Below are 20405 nucleotides of genomic sequence, written 5' to 3'. Positions count from 1 at the left end.
CACGGTTGACCTGCGGCTGTGCTGGCCCCATACCACAGTGATGTTCACCCCAGACCGCCCGATTTACCGCCAGATCCGCGACGTGATTGTCGAGCGCATCCTGACGCTGGGTGATGGTGCCATGCTGCCATCAGTGCGGGCGCTGGCCGCCGAAGCCGGCGTCAACCCGCTCACCGTCGCCAAGGCCTATCAGGATCTGCAAGCCACCGGCCTGGTGCGGGCGCGAAAGGGCGTTGGCCTGTTTGCCGCCGAAGGCGCGATGAACAGCCTGCTGACCCAGGAGCGCGAGCAGTTCCTGACCGAGGAATGGCCGCGCGTGATGGCGCGGATCAACCGGCTGGGGCTGGATGCCGCCGAACTGCTCGAAAAGGCCTGAGCCTTGCCCTCGCCGCTGTAACGGCGATATTTACCAGCGCTCCTCCGACCACCACGGAAACACCTCTGCCGGCATGTCCTGGCTCACCGTGTCGGGATATTCGGGTTTGCGCTTTTCCAGGAAGCTGACGACGCCTTCCTTCGCATCGCCGGAACGCCCGCGCATATAAACCATCTTCGAATCCAGCCGATGCGCATCCCATGGGCTGGGCGCACCGGCCATGCGCCACAGCATCTGCCGGGTCAGCGCCACTGAGACCGGCGCGGTATTCTCGGCAATCTCCAGCGCCAGCGCCCGCGCTGCCGGCAACAGATCGTCCGGGGCATGGGTGGAGCGGGTCAGGCCGCCCTTTTCGGCTTCGGCGGCATCGAACACCCGGCCGGTCATGCACCATTCCAGCGCCTGCGGCAGGCCGACGAGTTTGGACAGGAACCAGCTCGATCCGGCCTCCGGCACAATCCCGCGCCGCGCGAAGACGAATCCGAAGCGCGCTGTATCACTGGCCATCCGGAAATCCATCGCGCATTGCATGGTGGCACCAATGCCGACCGCCGGACCGTTCACAGCGGCGATCACCGGTTTCAGGCTGCGGAAGATGCGCATCGTCATCTGGCCGCCGCCGTCGCGCGTGGCAGGATGATGCCAGTCGATGCTGCCATCCTCACCGATCGGGCTGGCACTGCGCGCGCCGCCGAGTTTCTCATAATCGAAGGTGGCCGCCCCGGCGCTGAGGTCTGCGCCGGCGCAGAAGGCGCGGCCGCGGCCGGTGACGATCACCGCCTTCACCTGGTCGTTCGCGTCCGTCTCGTCGAAGGCGGCGATGATTTCGGCCATCATGACGCCGGTGAAGGCGTTCAATTTCTCCGGCCGGTCGAGGGTGATGGTGGCGACTGGGCCGTCGATGTCGAGGGCGATCTGGGTGTAGGTCATCATGAATTCCTTTATTGACGACGGTGCGTGCTTGCCGGTTTTCCCACCCCCAGCCCCTCCCGCAAGCGGGAGGGGAGCCGGTCGGTTCATGCGCAATCTACCCCCTCCCGCTTGCGGGAGGGGTTGGGGGTGGGTCTTCCCCGGCTTACAACGCCTCGACAATCGTCACATTGGCCAGCCCGCCGCCTTCGCACATCGTCTGCAGGCCCCAGCGCTTGCCGCGCGCGTGCAGCGCATGCACCAGCGTCGTCATCAGCTTGGTGCCGGAAGCCCCCAGCGGGTGGCCCAGCGCAATCGCGCCGCCGTTCACATTCAGCCGCGCATGATCGGCGCCGAGCACTTGCAGCCAGGCCATCGGGATCGACGCAAACGCCTCGTTCACCTCATAAAGATCGATATCGCCGATCGACATGCCGGCGCGCTGCAGGGCCTTCTTGGTCGCCCCGATCGGCGCTTCCAGCATGATCACCGGGTCTTCGCCGACCACGGTCATGGTGTGGATGCGCGCCAGGGGCTTGACGCCCAGAGCCTTCAGTCCGCGTTCGTTGACGATCAGCACGCCGGACGCGCCGTCGCAGATCTGGCTGCTGGTCGCCGCCGTCAGCCGGCCGCCATCGGGGTTGATCAGCTTCACGCCGCGCACGCCTTCGAGCGACACGTCAAAGCGGATGCCTTCATCTTGGATGTGGCGGTGAGGCGCGCCATCATGGGTGGTCACGTCGATGGGCACGATTTCGCCCGCGAACGAGCCATCCTTTGCGGCGCGCGCGGCGCGGATCTGGCTTTCATAGCCAAATTCATCGAGCATGTCCTTGGTCAGCCCATATTTCTCGGCGATCATCTCGGCGCCGGTGAACTGGCTGAACTGGATGCCCGGATAGCGTGCGGCCATGCCCTCGCCATAGGGCATGCCCATCCCGGCCTTGGCCGGCAGGCTGACCGTCATGCCCATCGGCACGCGCGTCATCGATTCGACACCGGCGGCGATCACCACGTCCATCTGGCCGCTCATCACCGTGGCGGCGGCGAAATGGATGGCCTGCTGGCTGGACCCGCACTGGCGGTCCACCGACGTCCCCGGCACGGATTCGGGCAGTTTCGACGACAGCACGGCGTTGCGCGCCACGTTGGTGCTCTGCTGGCCGCCCTGGCCGACACAGCCCATGATGACGTCTTCGATCAGCGCCGGATCGACGCCGGTTTCATCCACCAGTGCATCGAGCACCTTGCCGGCGAGATCGGCGGGGTGCCAATCGCGCAGCAGGCCGCCGCGCCGGCCACCGGCGGTGCGCTTGGCGGCAACGATATAGGCTTCGCTCATCTTGTGTCTCCCGGACATGCGATTCGTTCTGCGCTACTTTACGCGCGCGCAGCCCTTGGGCATTGACGGGCAAAATGATCAGGGAGGACGGACCATGCGCCGCCATTTGGGAATGATTGCGGCGCTGTTGGCGCTTGGCGCGCCGGCTGACGCGGCCCCGCCGGTGAAAAAGCCTGTGGTGGCAGCGAAGGTGGCAGCCAAGCCGGCGCCCAAGCCCGCCGCCAAGCCCGCACCGGCCGTGGTTGCGCCCCTGCCCGATACGCCGGAAGTCCGCGCGCTGCGCCGGGCCTTCCGCTTCGGCTTTGCCCCCTATGAAATGTTGCGCACCCGCCAGCTGCAGTTGGGCCGCATTGCCGAGGCCGGCTTTGGTACCGGGGTCAACGCGCTGATCCCGCGCGTCACCCTCGCCGATGCAACCACGCGTGAGATCACGACGCCCAACAACGACACGCTCTATGGCTCGGCCTGGCTCGATCTGTCCCAGGGCCCGGTGTTTTTCACCATGCCGCCGCTGGCGCGCTATCATTCGGCATCGCTGATGAGCATCACAAGCGATGTGAACGCGCTGCTCGGGACCCGATCGGTGGGCAGCAATGGCGGGCGCTATGCCATCGTCGGCCCCGGCTGGCGCGGCGATCTGCCAGCCGGCGTGGAGAAGGTGCAAAGCCAGAGCAACGATGCTTGGCTGCTGGTGCGGGTGGTGGTGAATGGACCGGAGGATCTGGCAGCGGCCGCCGATGGGCTGACGCGCTTCACCCTGTCGGCGGTCGCCGGCGCGACGCCGCTGGACTTGCAGGTTCCGGCCATGCCCGATGGCAAGGCGTTCCTCGCCACGGTGAACGCCGCCGTCGCGCGATCGGGCGACGATCTGCTGGTGGCACGGGCGCGCAACTTTGCCGATCAAGGCATCGGCCAGGCCTGGGATAATCTGACGCCCGAACAGCAGAAATTGTGGAACGACAGCCTGCCGGCGCTGATCGCCGAACTGAAGGGCGGGCTGATGGCCGGCGGCGGCATCAATGGCTGGACCTACCCGCCGTTCAACATCGCGCTTTATGGCGATGATGATGATCTGCGCAGCCTGGTGGCGCTGGGCGGGCTGGCGGCGCTGCCTCGGGTGGAGGCCATCTATGTGTCGGCGCGCACCGATAACGAGGGCCGCCCCCTGACCGGGGACAAGAGCTGGCGGTTGCGCATCCCCGGCGGGCTGCCGGTGGGCGGCTTCTGGTCGCTGACCATGTACCAACAGGAAGACGATGGCCGGCTGTTCTTCGTGCCCAACGCGCTCGATCGCTTTGCGGTGGGCAACCGCTCGCGGCATTTGCGGCCCAACCCGGATGGCAGCATCGAATTGTTCATCCAGAACGGCAAGCCATCGGGCGAGCGCGTGGTGAACTGGCTGCCGGCGCCCAAGGGCCCGTTCGTGCTGATGTTCCGCGCCTATCTGCCTGGCGCCGGCCTGCTGGATGGCAGCGTGCGGCTGCCGCCGGTGATCGAAGACGAGATGATTCCATGAGCGGGGCCATGAGCGGGTCACGCGCCGGCAAGCATATCCTGCTCGACATATTGCACAGCGAGGGCGTCGAATTTGTCTTCGGCAATCCCGGCACCACCGAATTGCCGTTGCTCGACGCCTTCGTGGTGGAGGAGCGGCTGCGCTACATCCTTGGCTTGAACGAAGTGGTGGTGATGGGCATGGCCGATGGCTGGGCGCAGGCCACGGGCAAGCTGGCGGTGTGCAACCTGCACGCCGCGCCCGGCCTGGGAAACGCCATGGGCATGCTCTACAACGCGGCCAAGGCCGGCGCGCCGGTGCTGGTCACGGCCGGCCAGCAGGACATGAGCATCCGCCTGACCGAGCCGCTGTTGTGGGACGATCTGGCCACCATGGCCCGCCCGCTGTGCAAATGGTCGTTCGAGGTGAACAGCATCGCCGAACTGCCGCGCGCTGTGCGGCGGGCAGCGAAGGTGGCGCTGACCGCGCCGACCGGCCCGGTGTTCCTCTCCATCCCCGGCGACGTGCTGACGGCCATGGCGCCCGATGATCTCGATCTGGGCGTGCCGACGCGCATCGGTGTGGCCTTGCGCGGTGATGCAGCGGAAATTGCCAAGGCCGCCGCAATGATCCGCGCAGCGCAAACGCCGGTGATTTTTGCTGGCGATTGCGTGGCCAACAATGATGCCTTTGCCGAGATCGTCGCCTTTGCCGAGGCGGTGGGCGCGCCAGTTTACATGGAGGGCATGGCCAACCGCGCCGCCTTCCCATCGAACCACCCGCAATTCGCCGGCACGGTGCCGCGCATGACCCCGGCGCTGCGCAGCGTGATGCAGGGCCATGATCTGCTGATTTCCATCGGCGCCGATCTGCTCACCCAAAGCCAGGCGACCGGCGTGGAGGCGTTGGCGCCGGGCACGCCGGTCGTGCACCTGGACGATGAACCCTGGCAGATCGGCAAGAATTTCGCCGCCGCTGCCGCGATCCAGGGCTGCCCGAAGGCGACCCTGCCGGAATTGACGGCGCTGGTGGCCGGCTGTGGCGACGACCGGCGGGCCGGTGTGGTGGCACGCATCGCCGAGGCGAAGGCGGCGTTGCTGGCCAAGGCCGAGGCGGCGATGGACTCGCAGCCGATGGACCCGCTGGCGGTGCTGAAGCGGCTGGGCGAGGTGATGCCGGATGATGCGATCATCATCGAGGAACTTCTGTCCTCCGGCATGAATGTGGTGCGCAGCCTGCTGCCCGCCACAAGGCCCGATTCCTGGTTCGGCATGCGCGGCGGCGGCATCGGCGTGTGCGTGCCGCAAGCCGCCGCGATCAAGCTGGCGCATCCGGAACGCCCGGTGGTGGCGCTGACCGGCGATGGCAGCCTGATGTACAGCGCTGCCGCGCTGTGGACGCTGGCCCACTATGAATTGCCGGTGGTGACCATCGTGTTCAACAATGCGTCGTATCGCATCCTCAAGCAGCGCACTCGCGCCATAGGCGATCACAGCGCCCGCGAAGACCGCTATGTGGCGATGGATTTGCAGGAACCGGCCATCGATTTCATGGCGCTGGCGGCGGCGCATGGCGTGGCCGGCGTGCGGGTGGCATCGATTGACGCGTTGATCGCGGCGTTTCAGGCGGCGCTGGCCAGCGATGCGCCGACGTTGATCGAGGTGCCGGTGGCGCGGGCGATTTGAATCGGACGACTTGAGGGCACGGTCACTTCCCCTCTCCCGCCGCGCTTCGCGCGAGTTGACCTCTCCCCAAGGGGAGAGGTGAGCACTTCACCTCTCCCCTTGGGGAGAGGTCGAGAGACGGCGAAGCCGGCCCGGGAGAGGGGTCGCGCGCTACAGCCGCGCGGCGTGCCACCGCAAATGATCGCCCACAAAACTCTGCACGAACCAATAGCTGTGATCATAGCCCGCGTGCCGCCGCAGCGTCAGCGGGATGCCGGCGCGGGCGCAGGCGTCGGCCAGCAACTCGGGACGCAATTGCGGCGCCAGAAACGCATCCGCCTCGCCCTGATCGACCAGCAAATCCGCCACCCGCGCGCCGCCATCGATCAGCGCACAGGCATCATGCGCCGCCCACGCGGCGGGATCGTCGCCCAGATAGGCGGGCAGCGCCTTCTGCCCCCACGGCACCTGAGTCGGCGCGACGATCGGCGCAAAGGCCGACACGCTGCGAAACACGCCCGGGTGTTTCAGCGCCAGGGTGAGCGCGCCATGGCCGCCCATGCTGTGGCCGGTGATGCCCTGCCGGGCCAGATCGGCGGGGAAATGCGCCGCGATCAGCGCCGGCAGCTCGTCGATCAGCCAGCTCCGCATACGGAAATGCGCCGCCCATGGCGGGTTCATCGCATCCAGATAGAAGCTCGCCGCCTGCCCCATGTCCCACGCCGAGTCATCGACCACATTGGCCCCACGCGGCGACGTATCGGGCGTGATCAGCATCAGGCCCAGCGCAGCCGCCAGCGCCTGCGCCCCGGCCTTGATGGCGAACGTCTCTTCATTGCAGGTCAGGCCAGCCAGGCACCACAGCATGGGAAACGGGCCCATACCGGGCGGCGTGAACACCCCGAAGCGCATCGCCGTGCCAGTGGCCTCGCTGGCGTGGCTGTGAAAGCTCTGCACCCCGCCATGGCAGGCGGCGCTGGCAAGACTCTCGATCAAAACAGCACCACCGTGCGGATACTCTCGCCGCCATGCATCAGATCGAAGGCCTGGTTGATCTTCTCCAGCGGCAGCACGTGGGTGATCATCGGATCGATGGCGATGGTGCCGTTCATGTACCAATCGACGATCTTCGGCACATCGGTGCGCCCGCGTGCGCCGCCGAACGCCGTGCCTTTCCACACCCGGCCGGTCACCAGCTGGAACGGGCGCGTGCTGATTTCCTTGCCGGCTTCGGCCACCCCGATGATGATCGACTCGCCCCAGCCGCGGTGGCAGCATTCCAGCGCGGTGCGCATCACATCGGTGTTGCCGGTGCAATCGAAGGTGTAATCCGCCCCTCCCTCGGTAAGCGCCACCAGATGCGCCACCAGATCGCCGTCAACATTGCGGGGATCGATAAAGTGCGTCATGCCGAACTGCCGGCCCCAACGCTCACGATCCGGGTTGAGATCGACGCCCACAATCTGTTCGGCGCCGACCAGCCGCAGCCCCTGGATAACATTCAGGCCGATGCCGCCCAGCCCGAACACGATGGCACGCGCACCGGCCTGCGCCTTGGCAGTATTGACCACGGCGCCAACCCCGGTGGTGACGCCGCAGCCGATGTAGCAGGCCTTGTCGAACGGCGCGTCGGGGCGGATCTTCGCCACGGCGATTTCGGGAAGGACGATGAAGTTGGAAAAGGTCGAGCAGCCCATATAATGATAGATCGGCTGGCCCTTGTAACTGAACCGCGTAGTGCCATCGGGCATCAGGCCCTTGCCCTGCGTGGCGCGGATGGCGGTGCACAAATTGGTCTTGCCCGAAAGGCAGCTTTTGCATTGGCGGCATTCTGGGGTGTAGAGCGGGATGACATGATCATCGGGCACCACGCTGGTGACGCCGGCACCCACGGCACGCACGATACCGGCGCCTTCATGGCCCAGCACGCACGGGAAAATGCCTTCACTGTCCTTGCCTTCCAGCGTGTAGGCATCGGTGTGGCAGACGCCGGTGGCCATGATTTCCACCAGCACTTCGCCCGCCTTGGGGCCTTCGACATCGATCTCGACGATTTCGAGCGGCTGGTTCGGGGCGAAGGCCACGGCGGCACGGCTTTTCATGTTCATTGTCCTGTTGAGATGCGGCCACACATGGCCGCGAACCGCCCGGCTTGCCAAGGGGGATGGGTTGCTTTTTTGGCCTTGACGCGCCATGGGGCAAGCCGGCCATGCGGCTGCCCGGCGCGCGGCCCGCCCGCCCTCAACCAACCTCCACACACGATAACAGGAAATTACATGCGGTTTGCCAGCGAGATTCAGGCGTAACATGCCAAAAGAAGAGATCATCCGGATCGAAGGTGAAATCACCGAAATCCTGCCCGACGGGCGCTTCCGCGTGAAGTTGGAAAACGAGCACGAGATCATTGCCTATACGGCCGGCAAGATGCGCAAGAACCGCATCCGTTCCATCGTCGGCGATCGCGTGCATGTGGAAATGACGCCCTATGATCTGGACAAGGGCCGCATCGTCTTCCGCGAAAAGACCACCCCGATGCCGATGAACCAGCGGCGCTTTTTCCGCCGCTGAACCGGGCTGCGGATGACCGGGCCGCTTGCGTGCGCCGCAGGTAGATTCCGCATATACAGCAATTTCAACGCGTCATGGCGGTGACCCGTCAGTTTGGACGCAGTGTCGCCAACAAGTTACTTGCGTTCAGACTTTGTTAGCAATATCAAAATCTGATGGGTCAGTACGTTGTCTCGTCGTTGAATGCGCAGGAATCGCCGCGTGGCATCCTGCTGGATCGCATCGTCGGTCCCGGCTGGGCCGAAACGCCCGCCAAACTGCTCGACCATATCGTCCATGGCAGGCACCAGTTCATTCTGGCTGACACCAATTTGAAACTGGCTGCGCGGCGCCAGGGCAAACATCAATGGTTGCTCGTCATCGTCGATCCCGATGGCCGCGAAGTCGCGCCCCAAAGCCTGCCACACTGGCGCATCGAACAGCTGCGCCCCGCACAGAGCCCGCGGCTGAATTGGTGGCAACGCCTGATGGATCCTGACGCGGCCTGATTAACGGGGCTGAAAGATTCGCCCCTTTCAGCGGCACGATCGCTGCCATCGCTGGTGATGCCGTCCCACCACTGCACATCACCACCGCACGCTGCGCCAACAGGGCTGGCCCTGACGGACATTGCGCGCCTGCCCTGGCGGCACTGTGGCCGTTTGCTTTCACGCCCGATCGCCGCCTGTCTCGCGCTTATGCTCTGTAATTGCAGGCGAAAAAAATTTCATCGTCCAGGCCGAATCGGCTTGCGTTTATTTTTTGTTAAGCATATTGTTCACCCATGGCTACATACATTGTCTCGGCGTTGCACGCCCTCCAGTCACCCCTTGGTGTGGTCCTCGACCGCATTGTAGGTCCCGGATGGACCGAAACTCCGTCCAAAATGCTGAATCATCTGATTCACAATCGGCACCAGTTCGTGCTGGCCGGTACCGAGCTGCAGCTCGCTGCGCGGCGGCAAGGCGCAGACACATGGTTGCTGGTCATTGTGGATCTGCATGGTCGCGAAGTGGCTGCCCAAAGCCTGCCGCATTGGCAGCTGGAACGGCAGCAGCTCGTGCGCCCCACCCAGAGCTGGTGGCAGCGGCTGGTTGGCCCTGATCTGGCTTGAGCCGCAAGGCCGCTTCCGGCGTAAACCGGAAACGGCATTTGTAGCCCGGGGCCGGCGATGCGCTCGGCCCTTCAGCCGGCTTCCGCGTTCAGGCCGAAGTGCTTGGCTTCGCCCGCTGCGCCTTTGGTCACGCCAGAGATGCCCGCTGACTTGACGAGGCTCACCCCGGCGTTGGGCTCCATGCCCCGGCCACAGCTGGCGGTCTTTCGCCTCCATGCTGATTCGCCGCAACAACAGGTTCGATCACGCTGCTGATGCAGCTTGACGACGGCACGTCGCGCGATTGCGGCCGACTCTCTCGGGCATTGCGCACCCGCCCCAACGGCACTGATGCAGCTTGCCTTCATGCCTGGTCGACACCGGCGGTGCCTCACCAAGGCCGACAAACCACACGCAATGAAAAATTCATTACTCCTACAGAATCCAGTTGCATTTATTTTCTGTTAAGCATACTGTTCACCCATGGCTACATACATTGTCTCGGCGTTGCACGCCCTTCAATCACCCCTTGGTGTGGTCCTCGATCGCATCGTCGGCCCCGGCTGGACCGAAACTCCGGCGAAGATGCTGAATCATCTACGAAACAACCGGCACGAGTTCGTGCTCGCCGGCACCGATTTGCAGGTGGCAACGCGGCGGCATGGCGAAGACAGTTGGTTGCTGATCATCGTGGATCGCGATGGCCGCGAAGTGGCAGCCGAACGTCTGCCGCACTGGCACCTGGAGCAGCGCAAGCCGCCAGTACGCGCCGCCGCCCAGAGCTGGTGGCAGCGCCTGGTCGGCCCCGATCTGGCGTAAGCAGGAAGCGGCGATCGCGGCCCAGGCCGCGCAGCGTGTGCGCGCTCAGCGCCTCACCCGGTCCCCGGGTTTCAGGCCGATGCGCTTCGCCTCGCCAGCGGCAAGCTCGATCACATCAGCGGCAATGCCAGCCGATGCGAGCACGTCGCGCGAATAGGGCTGCCCCTGGCGGACATTGAGCACGCGGCCCTGCGGCGACACGAAAATCAGATCGAGCGGCAGGATCGTGTTCTCCATCCAGAACCCGGCTGCCCGCGGCGGCTGCATCGGAAAGCTCATCCCGGTGCCCGGCGCCATCGATTCGCGGAACATCATCCCGCACGCCTGCTGTTCGGATGTGGCCGCCACTTCCACGCGATAGGGGAAGCGCCCTTTCGCCGTTTCAAACATCACCTTGATGGTTTGCAGGCCGCTGTTCGGACATGGGGAGGCTGCCCGCACCGGAGCCACCGCCAAAGTAGACAGCAGCATCGCCGCCGCCAGCACATTTCGCATCAATCGCTGCCTTCATCCGATTCGGGCATGGCGTCGATGGGGATTGCCACCACCGCCAGCGGCCCTTTGTGGCCTGGCGCCACCCGCACCTGCAATGGATGGCCGGGCTGCACGTCGGTCAAGCCGGCGCGGCGCAGCGTTTCCATATGGATGAAGATGTCGTCCATGCTGTCAGGCCTTATCACAAAGCCATAACCCTTCAAACGATTGAACCATTTGACCGAGACCGGTTCGAAGGGGCCCGCCGCCGCCACCATGGCGCGCGGATCGATTCGATCGGCGGCCCGTGCCGCTGCGGTTTCAGGATCGGGACCGATCGCCGTGGTCAGATCGAGATCGAGGATGCGCTTGGCCTGGCGGCCGCGATCGCGCGCCACAACCGTACAGGTGAGCGTGGCACCTTCCGGCAGCGTGCGGCGGCCCAGGTCGCGCACCAGGCTGAAATGCACCAATATGTCGCTGCCTTCCCCGGTGACCGGCACCATGAAGCCATAGCCTCTAACCGGATCGAACCATTTCATCGTGCCACGCACGATGATTTCTTCTTCCTCAGCCAGCGACGCCGCTGCTGATTCGGCCGCTTTCATGTCTGTTCCCCTGTGCCACGCAACGCACTTGCCCCCGCAAGTCATAAAGTCTTAATCAGTGGCTTCAGCTTTGCAATCCAGCTTTTTGCGCCCTGATTGACTTGCCAGTGCCGAAGGCGGCAAGCGTTGGCGACAAGCCACAGACAAGCAGATGACGAGGCGCGCATGGAACTGGCAGGACAAGTCGAGATCGCAGCACCGCGCGCCAGCGTGTGGGCGGCGCTGAACGACCCTGATGTGCTGGCGCGCTGCATCGATGGGGTCGAGCGCCTGGTGCGTACCGAGGGCGCCGAATCGGGGAGCGTACCAAGCTTCGAAGGCGAGATGAATGCCAAGGTTGGCCCGGTGCGGGCGCGCTTTGCCGGCACGGTGCGGCTGGAGGATATCGTGGCGCCCGAACGCTACCGGCTCGTCGGCGAAGGCAAGGGCGGGATCGCCGGCTTTGCCAAGGGCGGCGCTGATGTCGCGCTGGCCGAGCTTGGCCCGGCCCTGACCCGGCTGGAGTATGTCGTGAAAGCGCAAGTGGGCGGCAAGCTGGCGCAACTGGGCGCGCGGCTGATCGAAGGCACGGCGCGGCAATATGCCGAAGGCTTTTTCGCCAAGCTGAAAGCCGAAGTGGAAGCACCAGCAGCGGAGGCGGCCGCAGCGGTCGATTCGGCGGCGGAATCGGCGTCCCCCTCCGTGGCCCCGGCGGCTCAGGGCGGGCTGTCGCCGCTGCTGTGGGGCGGCGGGCTGATCGTGGCGGTGATGCTGTTCCTGGCCTGGCAGTGGAATCATCTGTGAACGCGGCGGGACTGGACGATGATCTGACCACCTTGGCCACCGCGCTCGGTTGGGCCCGGGCCGGCCACGGCGTGGCCATCGCCACGGTGATGACCACCTGGGGATCGGCGCCGCGCCGGATGGGCAGCCATCTGGCGGTGCGGGGCGCTGCGGCAACCGCCGTCGACGGCGGGGACGGCTTGTTCGAAGGCAGCGTTTCGGGCGGCTGTGTGGAGGCCGATGTCATCATGGCCGCGCAGGATCTGATCGCCGCCGGCACCGGCCATGCCGTGCTGGAATTTGGCGTCGCCGATGCCGTGGCATGGAGCGCCGGGCTGGCGTGCGGCGGCCGCATTTCGATCCTGGTGCAACGCTTGGCCGACGATGGCCTGCCGGCGGCCTTGGTGGCCGATGTGCTGGCCGCGACTGCCGCCGGTGAAGCCCGCAGCATCAGCAGCGATCCTGCCACCGGCCAGGCGCAGGCCGGAGAGGCCGGCCCGTTCGTACGCGCCTATCCGCCACCACGGCGCCTGCTGATCATCGGGGCGGTGCATATCGCGCAGGCGCTGGTGCCGTTGGCGCAAGGGCTGGGTATATCCGCGGCGGTGATCGATCCGCGCGGCTTGTTTGCGGCTGATGATCGCTTTGCCGGCGTGGCGCTCGATCGGCGCTGGCCGGATGAGGCGCTGGCCGAACTGCGCCCGGATGCGGCGACGGCGTTGGTGGCGCTCACCCATGATCCCAAGGTCGATGATGTGGCGTTGGCTGCGGCGCTGCGTTCACCGGCGTTCTACATCGCGGCGCTTGGAAGTCGCAAGAATCACGCCGCCCGGCTGGAGCGGCTGGCGGCCCAGGGCTTTGACGCGGCCGATCTGGCGCGCATCCACGGCCCGGCGGGGCTGAACATCGGCGCCGCCAACCCGGCGGAGATTGCCCTGTCGATCGCGGCGCAGTTGGTGGCCGCATGGCGGACTATTAGGCATGGGGCGATCGCCCGCCCATGAAGTTCGGGCCGGTGCCGCTGGCCGCTGCGCGGGGCGCGCTGCTGGCGCACAGTGTCGCGCTGGGGCGGCGGCGGCTGGCCAAGGGCCATCGCCTGAACGCCGATGATGTGACGGCGTTGGCAGCCGCCGGGATCGCCGAGGTGGTGGTGGCGCAACTGGAGCCCGGCGACGTCGGCGAGGATGCGGCCGCCGCGCAGTTGGCCGCGGCGCTGGCCGGCAGCGGGCTGACGGCGCTTGCACCGGTGCATGGCCGGGTCAATCTGGCGGCGCACAGCGCCGGGCTGTTCATCCTGCCGCCCGGATTGGTGGCCGCGATCAACAATATCGATGAGGCGATCACGCTGGCGACGCTGGCCCCCCACACGCGAGTCGCGGCGGGCGGCATCGTCGCCACCATCAAGATCATCCGTTACGCCGTGGCCGAACCGCAGCTTGGCGCCGCCATCGCCTTGGTGCGCCCGCTGCAGGTCGCGGCATTTCGGCCGGCGAAGGTGGCGTTGATCGCCACCACCCTGCCCGGCACCAATGCCAAGGCGCTGGCCAAGCTGGAGCAGGTGACCGCCGCACGCGTCACCGCGCTGGGCGCGGACATGCTGATGCAGCCGCCCTGCCCGCATGATGCCGCGGCGCTGGCGGCACGCCTGGCAGCGATGGAGGCCGATCTGCTGCTGGTGGCGGGCGCCTCGGCCAGTGTCGATCGCGGCGATGTGATCCCGCAGGCGATCATCCAGGCTGGTGGCCGCGTCGAGCGGCTGGGCATGCCGGTCGATCCTGGCAATCTGCTGGTGCTGGGGCAATTGCACGGCCGCCCGGTGATCGGCCTGCCTGGCTGCGCGCGCAGCCCCAAGCGCAACGGCTTTGATCTGGTGCTGGAACGCTTGGCTGCCGGGATCGCGGTCAGCGGTGGCGACATTGCCGCCATGGGCGAAGGCGGCCTGCTGCCCGAAGCCGAGCGACCGGAACCGCGCGCCGCCGCGCGGCGACCCCACAGCGTCGGCGCGGTGGTGCTGGCAGCGGGGCGGGCCAGCCGCATGGGCGGGCCGCATAAACTGCTGGAAATCTGGCGCGGCGCACCGCTGGTGGCACATGTGATCGATGCCCTTGCCGCCGCCGGCCTGCCGCCGCCCATGGTCGTGCTCGGGCACGAAGCGGCCGCGGTGCGGGCAGCGCTGGCCGGGCGGGCGGTGCAGTTCGTGACGGCCGCCGATTGGCAGGATGGTATGGGCCGCAGCCTGGCCGCCGGCATCGCGGCGGTGCCGGCCGAATGGGATGCGGCGCTGGTGTGCCTGGCCGACATGCCGCGGATCGAGCCGACATTGATTGCAGCCCTGGCCGCGGCGGCCGGCGACGTGGTGCTGCCGGAATTTCAGGGCCGGCGCGGCCATCCGGTGCGCTGGCCGCGCGCCGCCTTCCCGCAGCTGCTGGCGCTCACCGGCGATATCGGTGGGCGGGCCGTGATGGCGGACTTTGCCGTGACCACCCTGCCGGCGCCATCGGATGCCTGCCTGGATGATATCGACACGCCGGCGGCATTGGTCGCGCTGCGGGCCTTGCCCTGACGCGCGATTGGCTTAGGCTTGGTCCGAACGGGAGGACCAACCATGACGCAACCGACCCAGGCAATGATCGATCTTTATGACCGCTTCACCCATGGCCGTGACCCCAACCGCCGCGACCTGATGACCAAAATGGCGCGGCTGGCCGGCGGTACGGCGGCCGCGAGCAGCATGCTCGGCCTGATCGCGGCGCGCAGCGATGCCGCACCGATGGTGGCGCCGGATGATGCGCGCATCAAGGCGGCCGATATGGTCGCGGACATTGGCGGCGGGCGCACGATGCGCGGGCATCTGGCGCAGCCGGTGAAGGGCGCAAACGCTGCACCGCGGGTGCTGGTGATCCACGAAAATCGCGGCCTGAATGATCATACGCGCGATCTGGCGCGGCGGCTGGCCACGGCTGGCTTCGTCGCTTTTTCCGCCGATTTCCTCACGCCGGTCGGCGGTACGCCCACCATGGCCAGCGGCACCACCAGCGCCGAGGATGTGGCACGCGACATGATCGGCAAGCTCGATCGCGCCCAGACGGTGGCGGACGGCGTCGCCACGCTGCAATGGCTGGCCGCCAAGGCCCCCGGCAAGGGCATCCCCGGCGCGGTGGGCTTCTGCTGGGGCGGCGGCATGGTCAATGCGCTGGCAGTGGACGCCGGCCCGGCCTTGCGCGCCGGGGTCGCCTATTATGGCGCCGCGCCGCAGGATGTGGCCGGCGCCGCGCGGGTGAAGGCGAAACTTCTGCTGCACTATGCCGGCCTGGATGAACGCATCAACGCCATGGCACCGGCCTGGCAGGCGGCATTGAAAGCGGCCGGCGTGACCTATGAAGCGCAGGTCTATGCCGGTGTGAACCATGGCTTCAACAACGACACGGCGGCGGCGCGTTATGACAAGACTGCGGCCGAACTGGCCTGGAGCCGGACGCAGGCCTGGCTCCGCTGATCGGTCTTGATTGCCTGCAATTGCAGATTATACTCGTGGAATGTCGTCGCCTGCCCCACACCCACGTTCCGGCCCCGGCCTGCACTGCACCGCGGCCAAGGTGCGGCAGCTGTCGCGGCGGGTCACGCAGATTTATGACGACGCGCTGGCCGGCCATGGCCTGACCATCGGCCAGTTCGGCCTGCTGGCCTGCCTGTCGCGACGCAAGGGCCTGGGTATCGGCGCTTTGGCCGAACAATTGCGCGCCGACGCCTCCACCGTGTCGCGCCTGGTGCGGCCGCTGGCCAGTGCCGGCTTGATCAGCATCCGCATCGATCCGGATGACAAGCGCGGCCGGTTGGTGTGGCTGACCGATGCCGGCCACCAGCGCCGCGCCGCCGCCCAAGCCGGCTGGCAGGCGGCGCAGGATCAATTGGCCACACAACTCGGCGCCGGCCGCCTCGCCGCGCTGCGCTTCCTGCTCGATGAAGCCCACGACCGATTGGAGACGGCAATATGACTGCAATTGCAGATAATATATCGGAGCGAACCGGACTGGAGCTGATGCAGGCGCTGGTCGCAGGGCCGCATCGCGGCATGTCGGCGCTGATGGGCATGGACGGTGGCAGCGCTGGCGAAGGCTGGGTGATATTCCTCGCCACACCCGGCCCGCAGCATCTCAATCCGATCGGCACCGTGCATGGTGGCTTTGCCGCCACCTTGCTCGATTCGTGCATGGCCTGCGCGGTGCACAGCGCGCTGCCGGCAGGCGTCGGCTACAGCACCATCGATCTCAATATCAGCTACATCAAGGCGATTACCCCCACATCCGGGCAGGTGACGGCGCGCGGCGAGATCATCAGCCGCGGCAAGCGTGTGGCCACGGCGCGCGGCACCCTGACCGACAGCGCAGGCCGTCTGCTGGCCACCGGCACCACGACATGCCTGATCATGGCTGCAGCATGAGCGGCGCGGCGGTGATTATCGGCGCCGGCGATGCCACCGGCGGCGCTGTGGCCGAGGCCTTCGCCGGTATCGGCCTGGTGGCGGTGCCAGTGCGGCGCAATGGCGACCAATTGGCGCCGTTACGGGATCGGATCGTGGCCAAGGGCGACCAATGCGTGGCCATCGGCGGCGATGCCCGCGACGAGGCGGCGATGATCGCGCTGTTCGACCGCGTCGAGGCCGAGATCGGGCCGGTCGAGGTGCTGGTGTTCAACATCGGCGCCAATTCGCCGATGGGCATCCTCGACGAAACCGTGCGCCGCTACACCAAGATCTGGGAGATGTGCGCGCTGGCCGGCTTCATCACTGGGCGGGAGGCGGCGCGGCGCATGGTAACGCGCGGGCGCGGCACCATCATCTTCACCGGCGCTACTGCGTCCTTGCGCGGTTCGGCTGGGTTCGCCGGCTTTTCCGGCGGCAAGTTCGCGCTGCGCAGCCTGGCGCAGGCGATGGCGCGCGAGCTTGGCCCCAAGGGCATCCACGTCGTGCACAGCATCATCGACGGCGCCATCGACACGGAGTTCATTCGCAGCAATTTCCCGGATCGTTACGCCATGAAGAGTGACGATGGCATTCTCGATCCCCACGCCATCGCGGCGGAATATGTGCGCCTGCACCAGCAGCCGCGCAGCGCCTGGACGCACGAACTGGATCTGCGGCCGTGGATCGAAAAATGGTGAAGGAGCAAGCCATGCCAAACGCAATCGAATTTCTGTTCGACGTCGGATCACCCACGGCCTATCTGGCCTGGCACCGGCTGAAGGGTATCGCCGCCCGCACCGGTGCTGAACTGATCGCGGTGCCGATCCTGCTCGGCGGTGTGTTCAAGGCCACCGGGGGCAGCCCGCCGGGCACGGTCGCGGCCAAGGGCCGCTGGATGAACGAGGACATGCAACGCTGGGCGGCGCGCGACGGCATCACCCTGGGCAGCAACAAGTTCTTCCCGGTCAACACCATAACCATGATGCGCATTCTGGCCGGGCTGCAGGGGGAAGGCAATTTTGCCGCCGTGACCGATACGCTGTTTGCCGGCATGTGGCTGCACGGGCGCAACATGGCTGATGCCGACGTGTTGGCGGCAACGCTGATTGAAGGCGGCCACGATGCCGCCGCGCTGCTGGCGCTGGCAGGGTCACCGGCGGTAAAGGCGCGGCTGATGGCCAATACAGAGAGTGCGGTGGCGCGCGGTGTGTTCGGCGCACCAACCTGCTTTGTCGCTGGCCAGATGCATTTCGGCCAGGATCGGCTGGATTGGGTGGAGGCGGCGGCGGCCGGCTGATCCGCCGGCCGCCCCCTTCAAACCTCAGAAGCGATAGCGTGCCAGCACGCCATAGGTGCGCGGCTGGTTGCGATAGCCAGACAGCGTGCCGGCCTGCGCCACACCCGGGAAGATGGTGGTGATCCAGGCTTCGTTGGTCAGGTTGCGGGCCCAGAGCGTGAGTTCGGCCTTGTTGTTGAACACCAGCGTGGCCGAGGTGTTGACCAGATTGACTTCACGCTGCAGTGCGACCGTGCCCTGGGCGATCTGGGTCGGGCTTTCGTGCGCATAATCGATGTGGAACATCAGCTTGTTCTTGTCGCCCAAGGGCACGGTATAATCGGTGGCGAGTGACGTCGAGAATTCCGGCACACCGGCGCTGCGCTGGCCGCTCAGATCCACCGGAACCGTCGAAAAGCTGCCCGTGACGAGCGCGGCGCCGCCGGGGAAACGATCGAACTTGCTGTCAAGGTAGGTGAGGTTGGCGCTGAAGCGCAGGTTCTTCGTGGGCGAGAAGCTGGTATCCAGTTCAAGACCCCGCACCGATTGTTGATCGGCATTGGCCAGGATGAAGCCGGTGCCGGAAAACACATTGCTCTGGAAGCCATTGATGACCTGAATGAACGCGGCGACATTGACGCTGAAGCCTTCCCATTGGCCCTTGGCGCCCAATTCATAGACCGTGGCATATTCCGGGTTGGCAAAGCGCGAACCGGTGGTGAGGTTCACCGGCAGTGCCGCACCAAGTGCGGTGCGGATCGGCGAAGCCGCCGGTGCCGGCGATTGCGCCGGCGAACCCGGGATGAACTGCGAGGCGAACGGCCGCGAATCGATCGACAGGTTGAACGAGCTCGCCTTGAAGCCGGTGGCGTGGGTCGCATAAACATTGACGTTGTCGCTGAACTTGTAGGACAGACGCAGCGTGTAGGCGAAATCGCTGTCAGACGTGCGGCCATCTTCCACGGCATTCGGGAAGTTCAGGAACGGCGGGATGAACTGCAGCGGACGCAGACCCAGGAACGGGTTGGCTGACGTAGCAGCGACACTGGCCGGCACATTGGCCCGCACACCGGCGAGCACCAGATCAAGGCCGGAGAACACGTCGGTGGTGGTGACATTGGTGGCCACGCGCTTGGTGTCGCGCGTGTAGTTGCCGCCGGCAGTGAACGTCAGCCGATCGACGATTTCCCAATCCACGTTGCCGAAGATCGAGATGGCACGGTTCTGATAGTTATATTGTTCGAAACGGCCCTGGCCCTGGCCGCCGAAGGCGCCGGCCGGGGTGCCCGGCAACAGGGCGCGCAGCGTGGGCTCCAGATTGGTGTAGGCCCCGCCCGACAGGGCGCTGGCATAGTTGCGGAAATCGCGGCCAAAGGTCAGCTGGCCACTGGCATCGATATTCTCGTGGAAATAATAGGCGCCAAGCAGGAAGTTGATCGGACCATCGAATTTCGACGCGACCCGGAACTCGGCGGTGTAGGTATCGATGGCATTACGGCCGATGTTCGAACCGATCAGATCCGCGCTGGTGAAATCGCTGTCCGCATTGGTGTTCAGCCGGACGCCGCGATAGGCGCCGATGAAGGTAAGGTCGAAGCTGCTGGTCTTGGCATCGGCCTGGGCCGACACACCGAAATTGTCGATCACGTTGGTCGAAGCGAAGTTGGTCGCCGACGTCAGCGCCAGCGGCTGGTTGGAGATGATCCGGCCGCCCAACGCCCGCACGGCAGCGCCGGTTGGGCCATCGACGATATTGACCACCGAGCAGCAGATTTCATCGATCTTGTCGTAATCGGCGATGATGCGCAGCTTGAAATCTTCCGACGGCTTGAACAGCAACTGACCGCGCACGCCGCCACGGTTTCGCTCATTCTCGTTGCGATTCAGCGTGGTATTGAACACATAACCATCGCGCTTGTTGAAATTGCCGGCGAGGCTGAAGGCGACGGTTTCGGAAATCGGGCCGGTGACTTCGGCGCGCGCCACAATGGCGTTGTAGTTGCCATAGGACAGTTCGGCCTGGCCGCCGAAATCGAACTTCGGCTCAGAGGTGACCACGGAAATGATACCTGCGGACGCGTTCTTGCCGAACAGGGTCGATTGCGGGCCACGCAGCACTTCGATGCGCTCCAGGCTGGGCAGATCACCGATCTGCGCGGCCGAACGGCTGCGATAGACGCCGTCGATGAACACGCCGACGGCCGGTTCGATACCGACATTGTTGGCGCCGTTGCCAAAGCCGCGGATGATGAAGCTGGTGTTGGCCGAGCTTTGCAACTGCGACACGCGCAACGACGGCACCAGCGTCTGCAGATCGAGCGCATCGCGGATCTGGGCGGTTTCGATCGCCTGGCGGCCAGTCACCGACACCGAAATCGGCGTGTCCTGCAGGGTCTTGGCCTGCTTGCTGGCGGTGACGATGATGATGTCATCGTCATTGGCGGCATCATTCTGGGCGGTTTGCTGCGCGGTGGCGGCGGTGGCAATCAGGCTGGTGCCGGCGAGAATGGCAATACGAAGAGCAGAGAAATTCATGATGGTCGACCCCGGATAAGGCGTTGCAATAGGGCATATACCC

At 65.9% G+C, this 20405-nt stretch carries 22 protein-coding genes; 15 read left to right on the top strand and 7 right to left on the bottom strand.

The window, feature by feature from the left end:
* Positions 1-40: 40 nt before the first annotated feature.
* Positions 41-376 (top strand): GntR family transcriptional regulator, encoded by a 336-nt coding sequence (locus AC6UUM_RS06200; RefSeq protein ID WP_500804461.1) that lies wholly within the window; start codon positions 41-43, stop codon positions 374-376.
* A 30-nt stretch (positions 377-406) separates the two neighbouring features.
* On the opposite strand, the gene AC6UUM_RS06195 is transcribed toward AC6UUM_RS06200, so the two are convergent.
* On the bottom strand, positions 407-1306 hold the full coding sequence (locus AC6UUM_RS06195; protein WP_500804920.1) for a crotonase/enoyl-CoA hydratase family protein: 900 nt from the start codon (positions 1304-1306) through the stop codon (positions 407-409).
* Between the two features lie 145 nt (positions 1307-1451).
* Complete coding sequence (locus tag AC6UUM_RS06190; RefSeq protein WP_500804460.1) at positions 1452-2627, bottom strand: acetyl-CoA C-acetyltransferase; 1176 nt, start codon at positions 2625-2627, stop codon at positions 1452-1454.
* Between the two features lie 94 nt (positions 2628-2721).
* Here AC6UUM_RS06190 and AC6UUM_RS06185 point away from each other — a divergent pair, with 94 nt between their 5' ends.
* Positions 2722-4143: a DUF1254 domain-containing protein gene (locus AC6UUM_RS06185; RefSeq protein WP_500804459.1), complete on the top strand. Its 1422-nt coding sequence runs from the start codon at positions 2722-2724 to the stop codon at positions 4141-4143.
* Positions 4144-4151: 8 nt separating this feature from the next.
* Positions 4152-5807: a thiamine pyrophosphate-binding protein gene (locus AC6UUM_RS06180; RefSeq protein WP_500804458.1), complete on the top strand. Its 1656-nt coding sequence runs from the start codon at positions 4152-4154 to the stop codon at positions 5805-5807.
* A 150-nt stretch (positions 5808-5957) separates the two neighbouring features.
* On the opposite strand, the gene fghA is transcribed toward AC6UUM_RS06180, so the two are convergent.
* Together fghA and AC6UUM_RS06170 are read right to left on the bottom strand one after the other, a co-directional pair.
* A complete protein-coding gene (fghA, locus tag AC6UUM_RS06175) occupies positions 5958-6779 on the bottom strand; it encodes an S-formylglutathione hydrolase (RefSeq protein WP_500804919.1) in 822 nt (273 codons plus the stop codon).
* Complete coding sequence (locus tag AC6UUM_RS06170) at positions 6779-7888, bottom strand: S-(hydroxymethyl)glutathione dehydrogenase/class III alcohol dehydrogenase (RefSeq protein WP_500804457.1); 1110 nt, start codon at positions 7886-7888, stop codon at positions 6779-6781. Before AC6UUM_RS06170 ends, fghA begins: the two co-directional genes overlap by 1 nt.
* Positions 7889-8093: 205 nt before the next feature.
* Between AC6UUM_RS06170 and infA the strand changes: the two genes are divergently transcribed.
* The 4 genes from infA (at position 8094) to AC6UUM_RS06150 (ending at position 10245) form a co-directional block, all read left to right on the top strand.
* Positions 8094-8354, top strand: coding sequence for a translation initiation factor IF-1 (gene infA, locus AC6UUM_RS06165; protein WP_017668801.1), 261 nt, complete (start codon positions 8094-8096; stop codon positions 8352-8354).
* Between the two features lie 155 nt (positions 8355-8509).
* The gene (locus AC6UUM_RS06160; protein WP_500804456.1) at positions 8510-8842 is read left to right on the top strand and encodes a hypothetical protein; all 333 of its coding nucleotides are present in this window, start codon (positions 8510-8512) and stop codon (positions 8840-8842) included.
* Positions 8843-9219: 377 nt separating this feature from the next.
* Positions 9220-9447: a hypothetical protein gene (locus tag AC6UUM_RS06155; protein ID WP_500804455.1), complete on the top strand. Its 228-nt coding sequence runs from the start codon at positions 9220-9222 to the stop codon at positions 9445-9447.
* A gap of 462 nt (positions 9448-9909) precedes the next feature.
* On the top strand, positions 9910-10245 hold the full coding sequence (locus AC6UUM_RS06150) for a hypothetical protein (protein WP_500804454.1): 336 nt from the start codon (positions 9910-9912) through the stop codon (positions 10243-10245).
* A gap of 45 nt (positions 10246-10290) precedes the next feature.
* On the opposite strand, the gene AC6UUM_RS06145 is transcribed toward AC6UUM_RS06150, so the two are convergent.
* Positions 10291-10740 (bottom strand): DUF192 domain-containing protein, encoded by a 450-nt coding sequence (locus AC6UUM_RS06145; RefSeq protein WP_500804453.1) that lies wholly within the window; start codon positions 10738-10740, stop codon positions 10291-10293.
* Entirely contained in the window at positions 10740-11327 is a 588-nt protein-coding gene (locus AC6UUM_RS06140) for a cold-shock protein (protein WP_500804452.1), read from the bottom strand. Before AC6UUM_RS06140 ends, AC6UUM_RS06145 begins: the two co-directional genes overlap by 1 nt.
* A gap of 165 nt (positions 11328-11492) precedes the next feature.
* Here AC6UUM_RS06140 and AC6UUM_RS06135 point away from each other — a divergent pair, with 165 nt between their 5' ends.
* Genes AC6UUM_RS06135 through AC6UUM_RS06100 form a run of 8 tightly spaced genes read left to right on the top strand, consistent with a single transcriptional unit; the run spans position 11493 to position 17848 of the window.
* The gene (locus AC6UUM_RS06135) at positions 11493-12110 is read left to right on the top strand and encodes an SRPBCC family protein (protein ID WP_500804451.1); all 618 of its coding nucleotides are present in this window, start codon (positions 11493-11495) and stop codon (positions 12108-12110) included.
* Entirely contained in the window at positions 12107-13093 is a 987-nt protein-coding gene (locus AC6UUM_RS06130) for an XdhC family protein (RefSeq protein WP_500804450.1), read from the top strand. The genes AC6UUM_RS06135 and AC6UUM_RS06130 overlap by 4 nt, the downstream gene beginning before the upstream one ends.
* Positions 13090-14652 (top strand): NTP transferase domain-containing protein, encoded by a 1563-nt coding sequence (locus AC6UUM_RS06125; RefSeq protein ID WP_500804449.1) that lies wholly within the window; start codon positions 13090-13092, stop codon positions 14650-14652. The genes AC6UUM_RS06130 and AC6UUM_RS06125 overlap by 4 nt, the downstream gene beginning before the upstream one ends.
* Positions 14653-14694: 42 nt before the next feature.
* The gene (locus tag AC6UUM_RS06120; RefSeq protein ID WP_500804448.1) at positions 14695-15585 is read left to right on the top strand and encodes a dienelactone hydrolase family protein; all 891 of its coding nucleotides are present in this window, start codon (positions 14695-14697) and stop codon (positions 15583-15585) included.
* 40 nt (positions 15586-15625) lie between these two features.
* Positions 15626-16084: a MarR family winged helix-turn-helix transcriptional regulator gene (locus AC6UUM_RS06115; RefSeq protein ID WP_500804447.1), complete on the top strand. Its 459-nt coding sequence runs from the start codon at positions 15626-15628 to the stop codon at positions 16082-16084.
* Positions 16081-16530 carry a PaaI family thioesterase gene (locus AC6UUM_RS06110; protein WP_500804446.1) on the top strand — a complete coding sequence of 150 codons (450 nt, stop codon included), beginning with the start codon at positions 16081-16083 and terminating at the stop codon, positions 16528-16530. Before AC6UUM_RS06115 ends, AC6UUM_RS06110 begins: the two co-directional genes overlap by 4 nt.
* The gene (locus AC6UUM_RS06105) at positions 16506-17249 is read left to right on the top strand and encodes an SDR family NAD(P)-dependent oxidoreductase (protein WP_500804445.1); all 744 of its coding nucleotides are present in this window, start codon (positions 16506-16508) and stop codon (positions 17247-17249) included. Before AC6UUM_RS06110 ends, AC6UUM_RS06105 begins: the two co-directional genes overlap by 25 nt.
* Positions 17250-17260: 11 nt before the next feature.
* Positions 17261-17848 carry a 2-hydroxychromene-2-carboxylate isomerase gene (locus tag AC6UUM_RS06100; protein ID WP_500804444.1) on the top strand — a complete coding sequence of 196 codons (588 nt, stop codon included), beginning with the start codon at positions 17261-17263 and terminating at the stop codon, positions 17846-17848.
* 24 nt (positions 17849-17872) lie between these two features.
* Here the strand turns inward: AC6UUM_RS06100 and AC6UUM_RS06095 are convergent, their stop codons facing one another.
* Complete coding sequence (locus AC6UUM_RS06095; protein WP_500804443.1) at positions 17873-20362, bottom strand: TonB-dependent receptor; 2490 nt, start codon at positions 20360-20362, stop codon at positions 17873-17875.
* Positions 20363-20405 lie beyond the last annotated feature (43 nt).

The organism is Sandarakinorhabdus sp., from assembly GCF_987265915.1.
Note: the sequence above shows the minus strand (reverse complement) of the source record. Positions and strands in the feature narration are given on the sequence as shown.

Excerpts from the sequence above, each read along its gene's own strand:
- AC6UUM_RS06200 (WP_500804461.1), top strand. The coding sequence starts at position 41 with ATGTTCACCCCAGACCGCCCGATTTACCGCCAGATCCGCGACGTGATT.
- AC6UUM_RS06195 (WP_500804920.1), bottom strand. The coding sequence starts at position 1,306 with ATGACCTACACCCAGATCGCCCTCGACATCGACGGCCCAGTCGCCACC.
- AC6UUM_RS06190 (WP_500804460.1), bottom strand. The coding sequence starts at position 2,627 with ATGAGCGAAGCCTATATCGTTGCCGCCAAGCGCACCGCCGGTGGCCGG.
- AC6UUM_RS06185 (WP_500804459.1), top strand. The coding sequence starts at position 2,722 with ATGCGCCGCCATTTGGGAATGATTGCGGCGCTGTTGGCGCTTGGCGCG.
- AC6UUM_RS06180 (WP_500804458.1), top strand. The coding sequence starts at position 4,152 with ATGAGCGGGTCACGCGCCGGCAAGCATATCCTGCTCGACATATTGCAC.
- AC6UUM_RS06170 (WP_500804457.1), bottom strand. The coding sequence starts at position 7,888 with ATGAAAAGCCGTGCCGCCGTGGCCTTCGCCCCGAACCAGCCGCTCGAA.
- infA (WP_017668801.1), top strand. The coding sequence starts at position 8,094 with ATGCCAAAAGAAGAGATCATCCGGATCGAAGGTGAAATCACCGAAATC.
- AC6UUM_RS06160 (WP_500804456.1), top strand. The coding sequence starts at position 8,510 with ATGGGTCAGTACGTTGTCTCGTCGTTGAATGCGCAGGAATCGCCGCGT.
- AC6UUM_RS06155 (WP_500804455.1), top strand. The coding sequence starts at position 9,220 with ATGCTGAATCATCTGATTCACAATCGGCACCAGTTCGTGCTGGCCGGT.
- AC6UUM_RS06150 (WP_500804454.1), top strand. The coding sequence starts at position 9,910 with ATGGCTACATACATTGTCTCGGCGTTGCACGCCCTTCAATCACCCCTT.
- AC6UUM_RS06145 (WP_500804453.1), bottom strand. The coding sequence starts at position 10,740 with ATGCGAAATGTGCTGGCGGCGGCGATGCTGCTGTCTACTTTGGCGGTG.
- AC6UUM_RS06140 (WP_500804452.1), bottom strand. The coding sequence starts at position 11,327 with ATGAAAGCGGCCGAATCAGCAGCGGCGTCGCTGGCTGAGGAAGAAGAA.
- AC6UUM_RS06135 (WP_500804451.1), top strand. The coding sequence starts at position 11,493 with ATGGAACTGGCAGGACAAGTCGAGATCGCAGCACCGCGCGCCAGCGTG.
- AC6UUM_RS06125 (WP_500804449.1), top strand. The coding sequence starts at position 13,090 with ATGAAGTTCGGGCCGGTGCCGCTGGCCGCTGCGCGGGGCGCGCTGCTG.
- AC6UUM_RS06120 (WP_500804448.1), top strand. The coding sequence starts at position 14,695 with ATGACGCAACCGACCCAGGCAATGATCGATCTTTATGACCGCTTCACC.
- AC6UUM_RS06115 (WP_500804447.1), top strand. The coding sequence starts at position 15,626 with ATGTCGTCGCCTGCCCCACACCCACGTTCCGGCCCCGGCCTGCACTGC.
- AC6UUM_RS06110 (WP_500804446.1), top strand. The coding sequence starts at position 16,081 with ATGACTGCAATTGCAGATAATATATCGGAGCGAACCGGACTGGAGCTG.
- AC6UUM_RS06105 (WP_500804445.1), top strand. The coding sequence starts at position 16,506 with ATGCCTGATCATGGCTGCAGCATGAGCGGCGCGGCGGTGATTATCGGC.
- AC6UUM_RS06100 (WP_500804444.1), top strand. The coding sequence starts at position 17,261 with ATGCCAAACGCAATCGAATTTCTGTTCGACGTCGGATCACCCACGGCC.
- AC6UUM_RS06095 (WP_500804443.1), bottom strand. The coding sequence starts at position 20,362 with ATGAATTTCTCTGCTCTTCGTATTGCCATTCTCGCCGGCACCAGCCTG.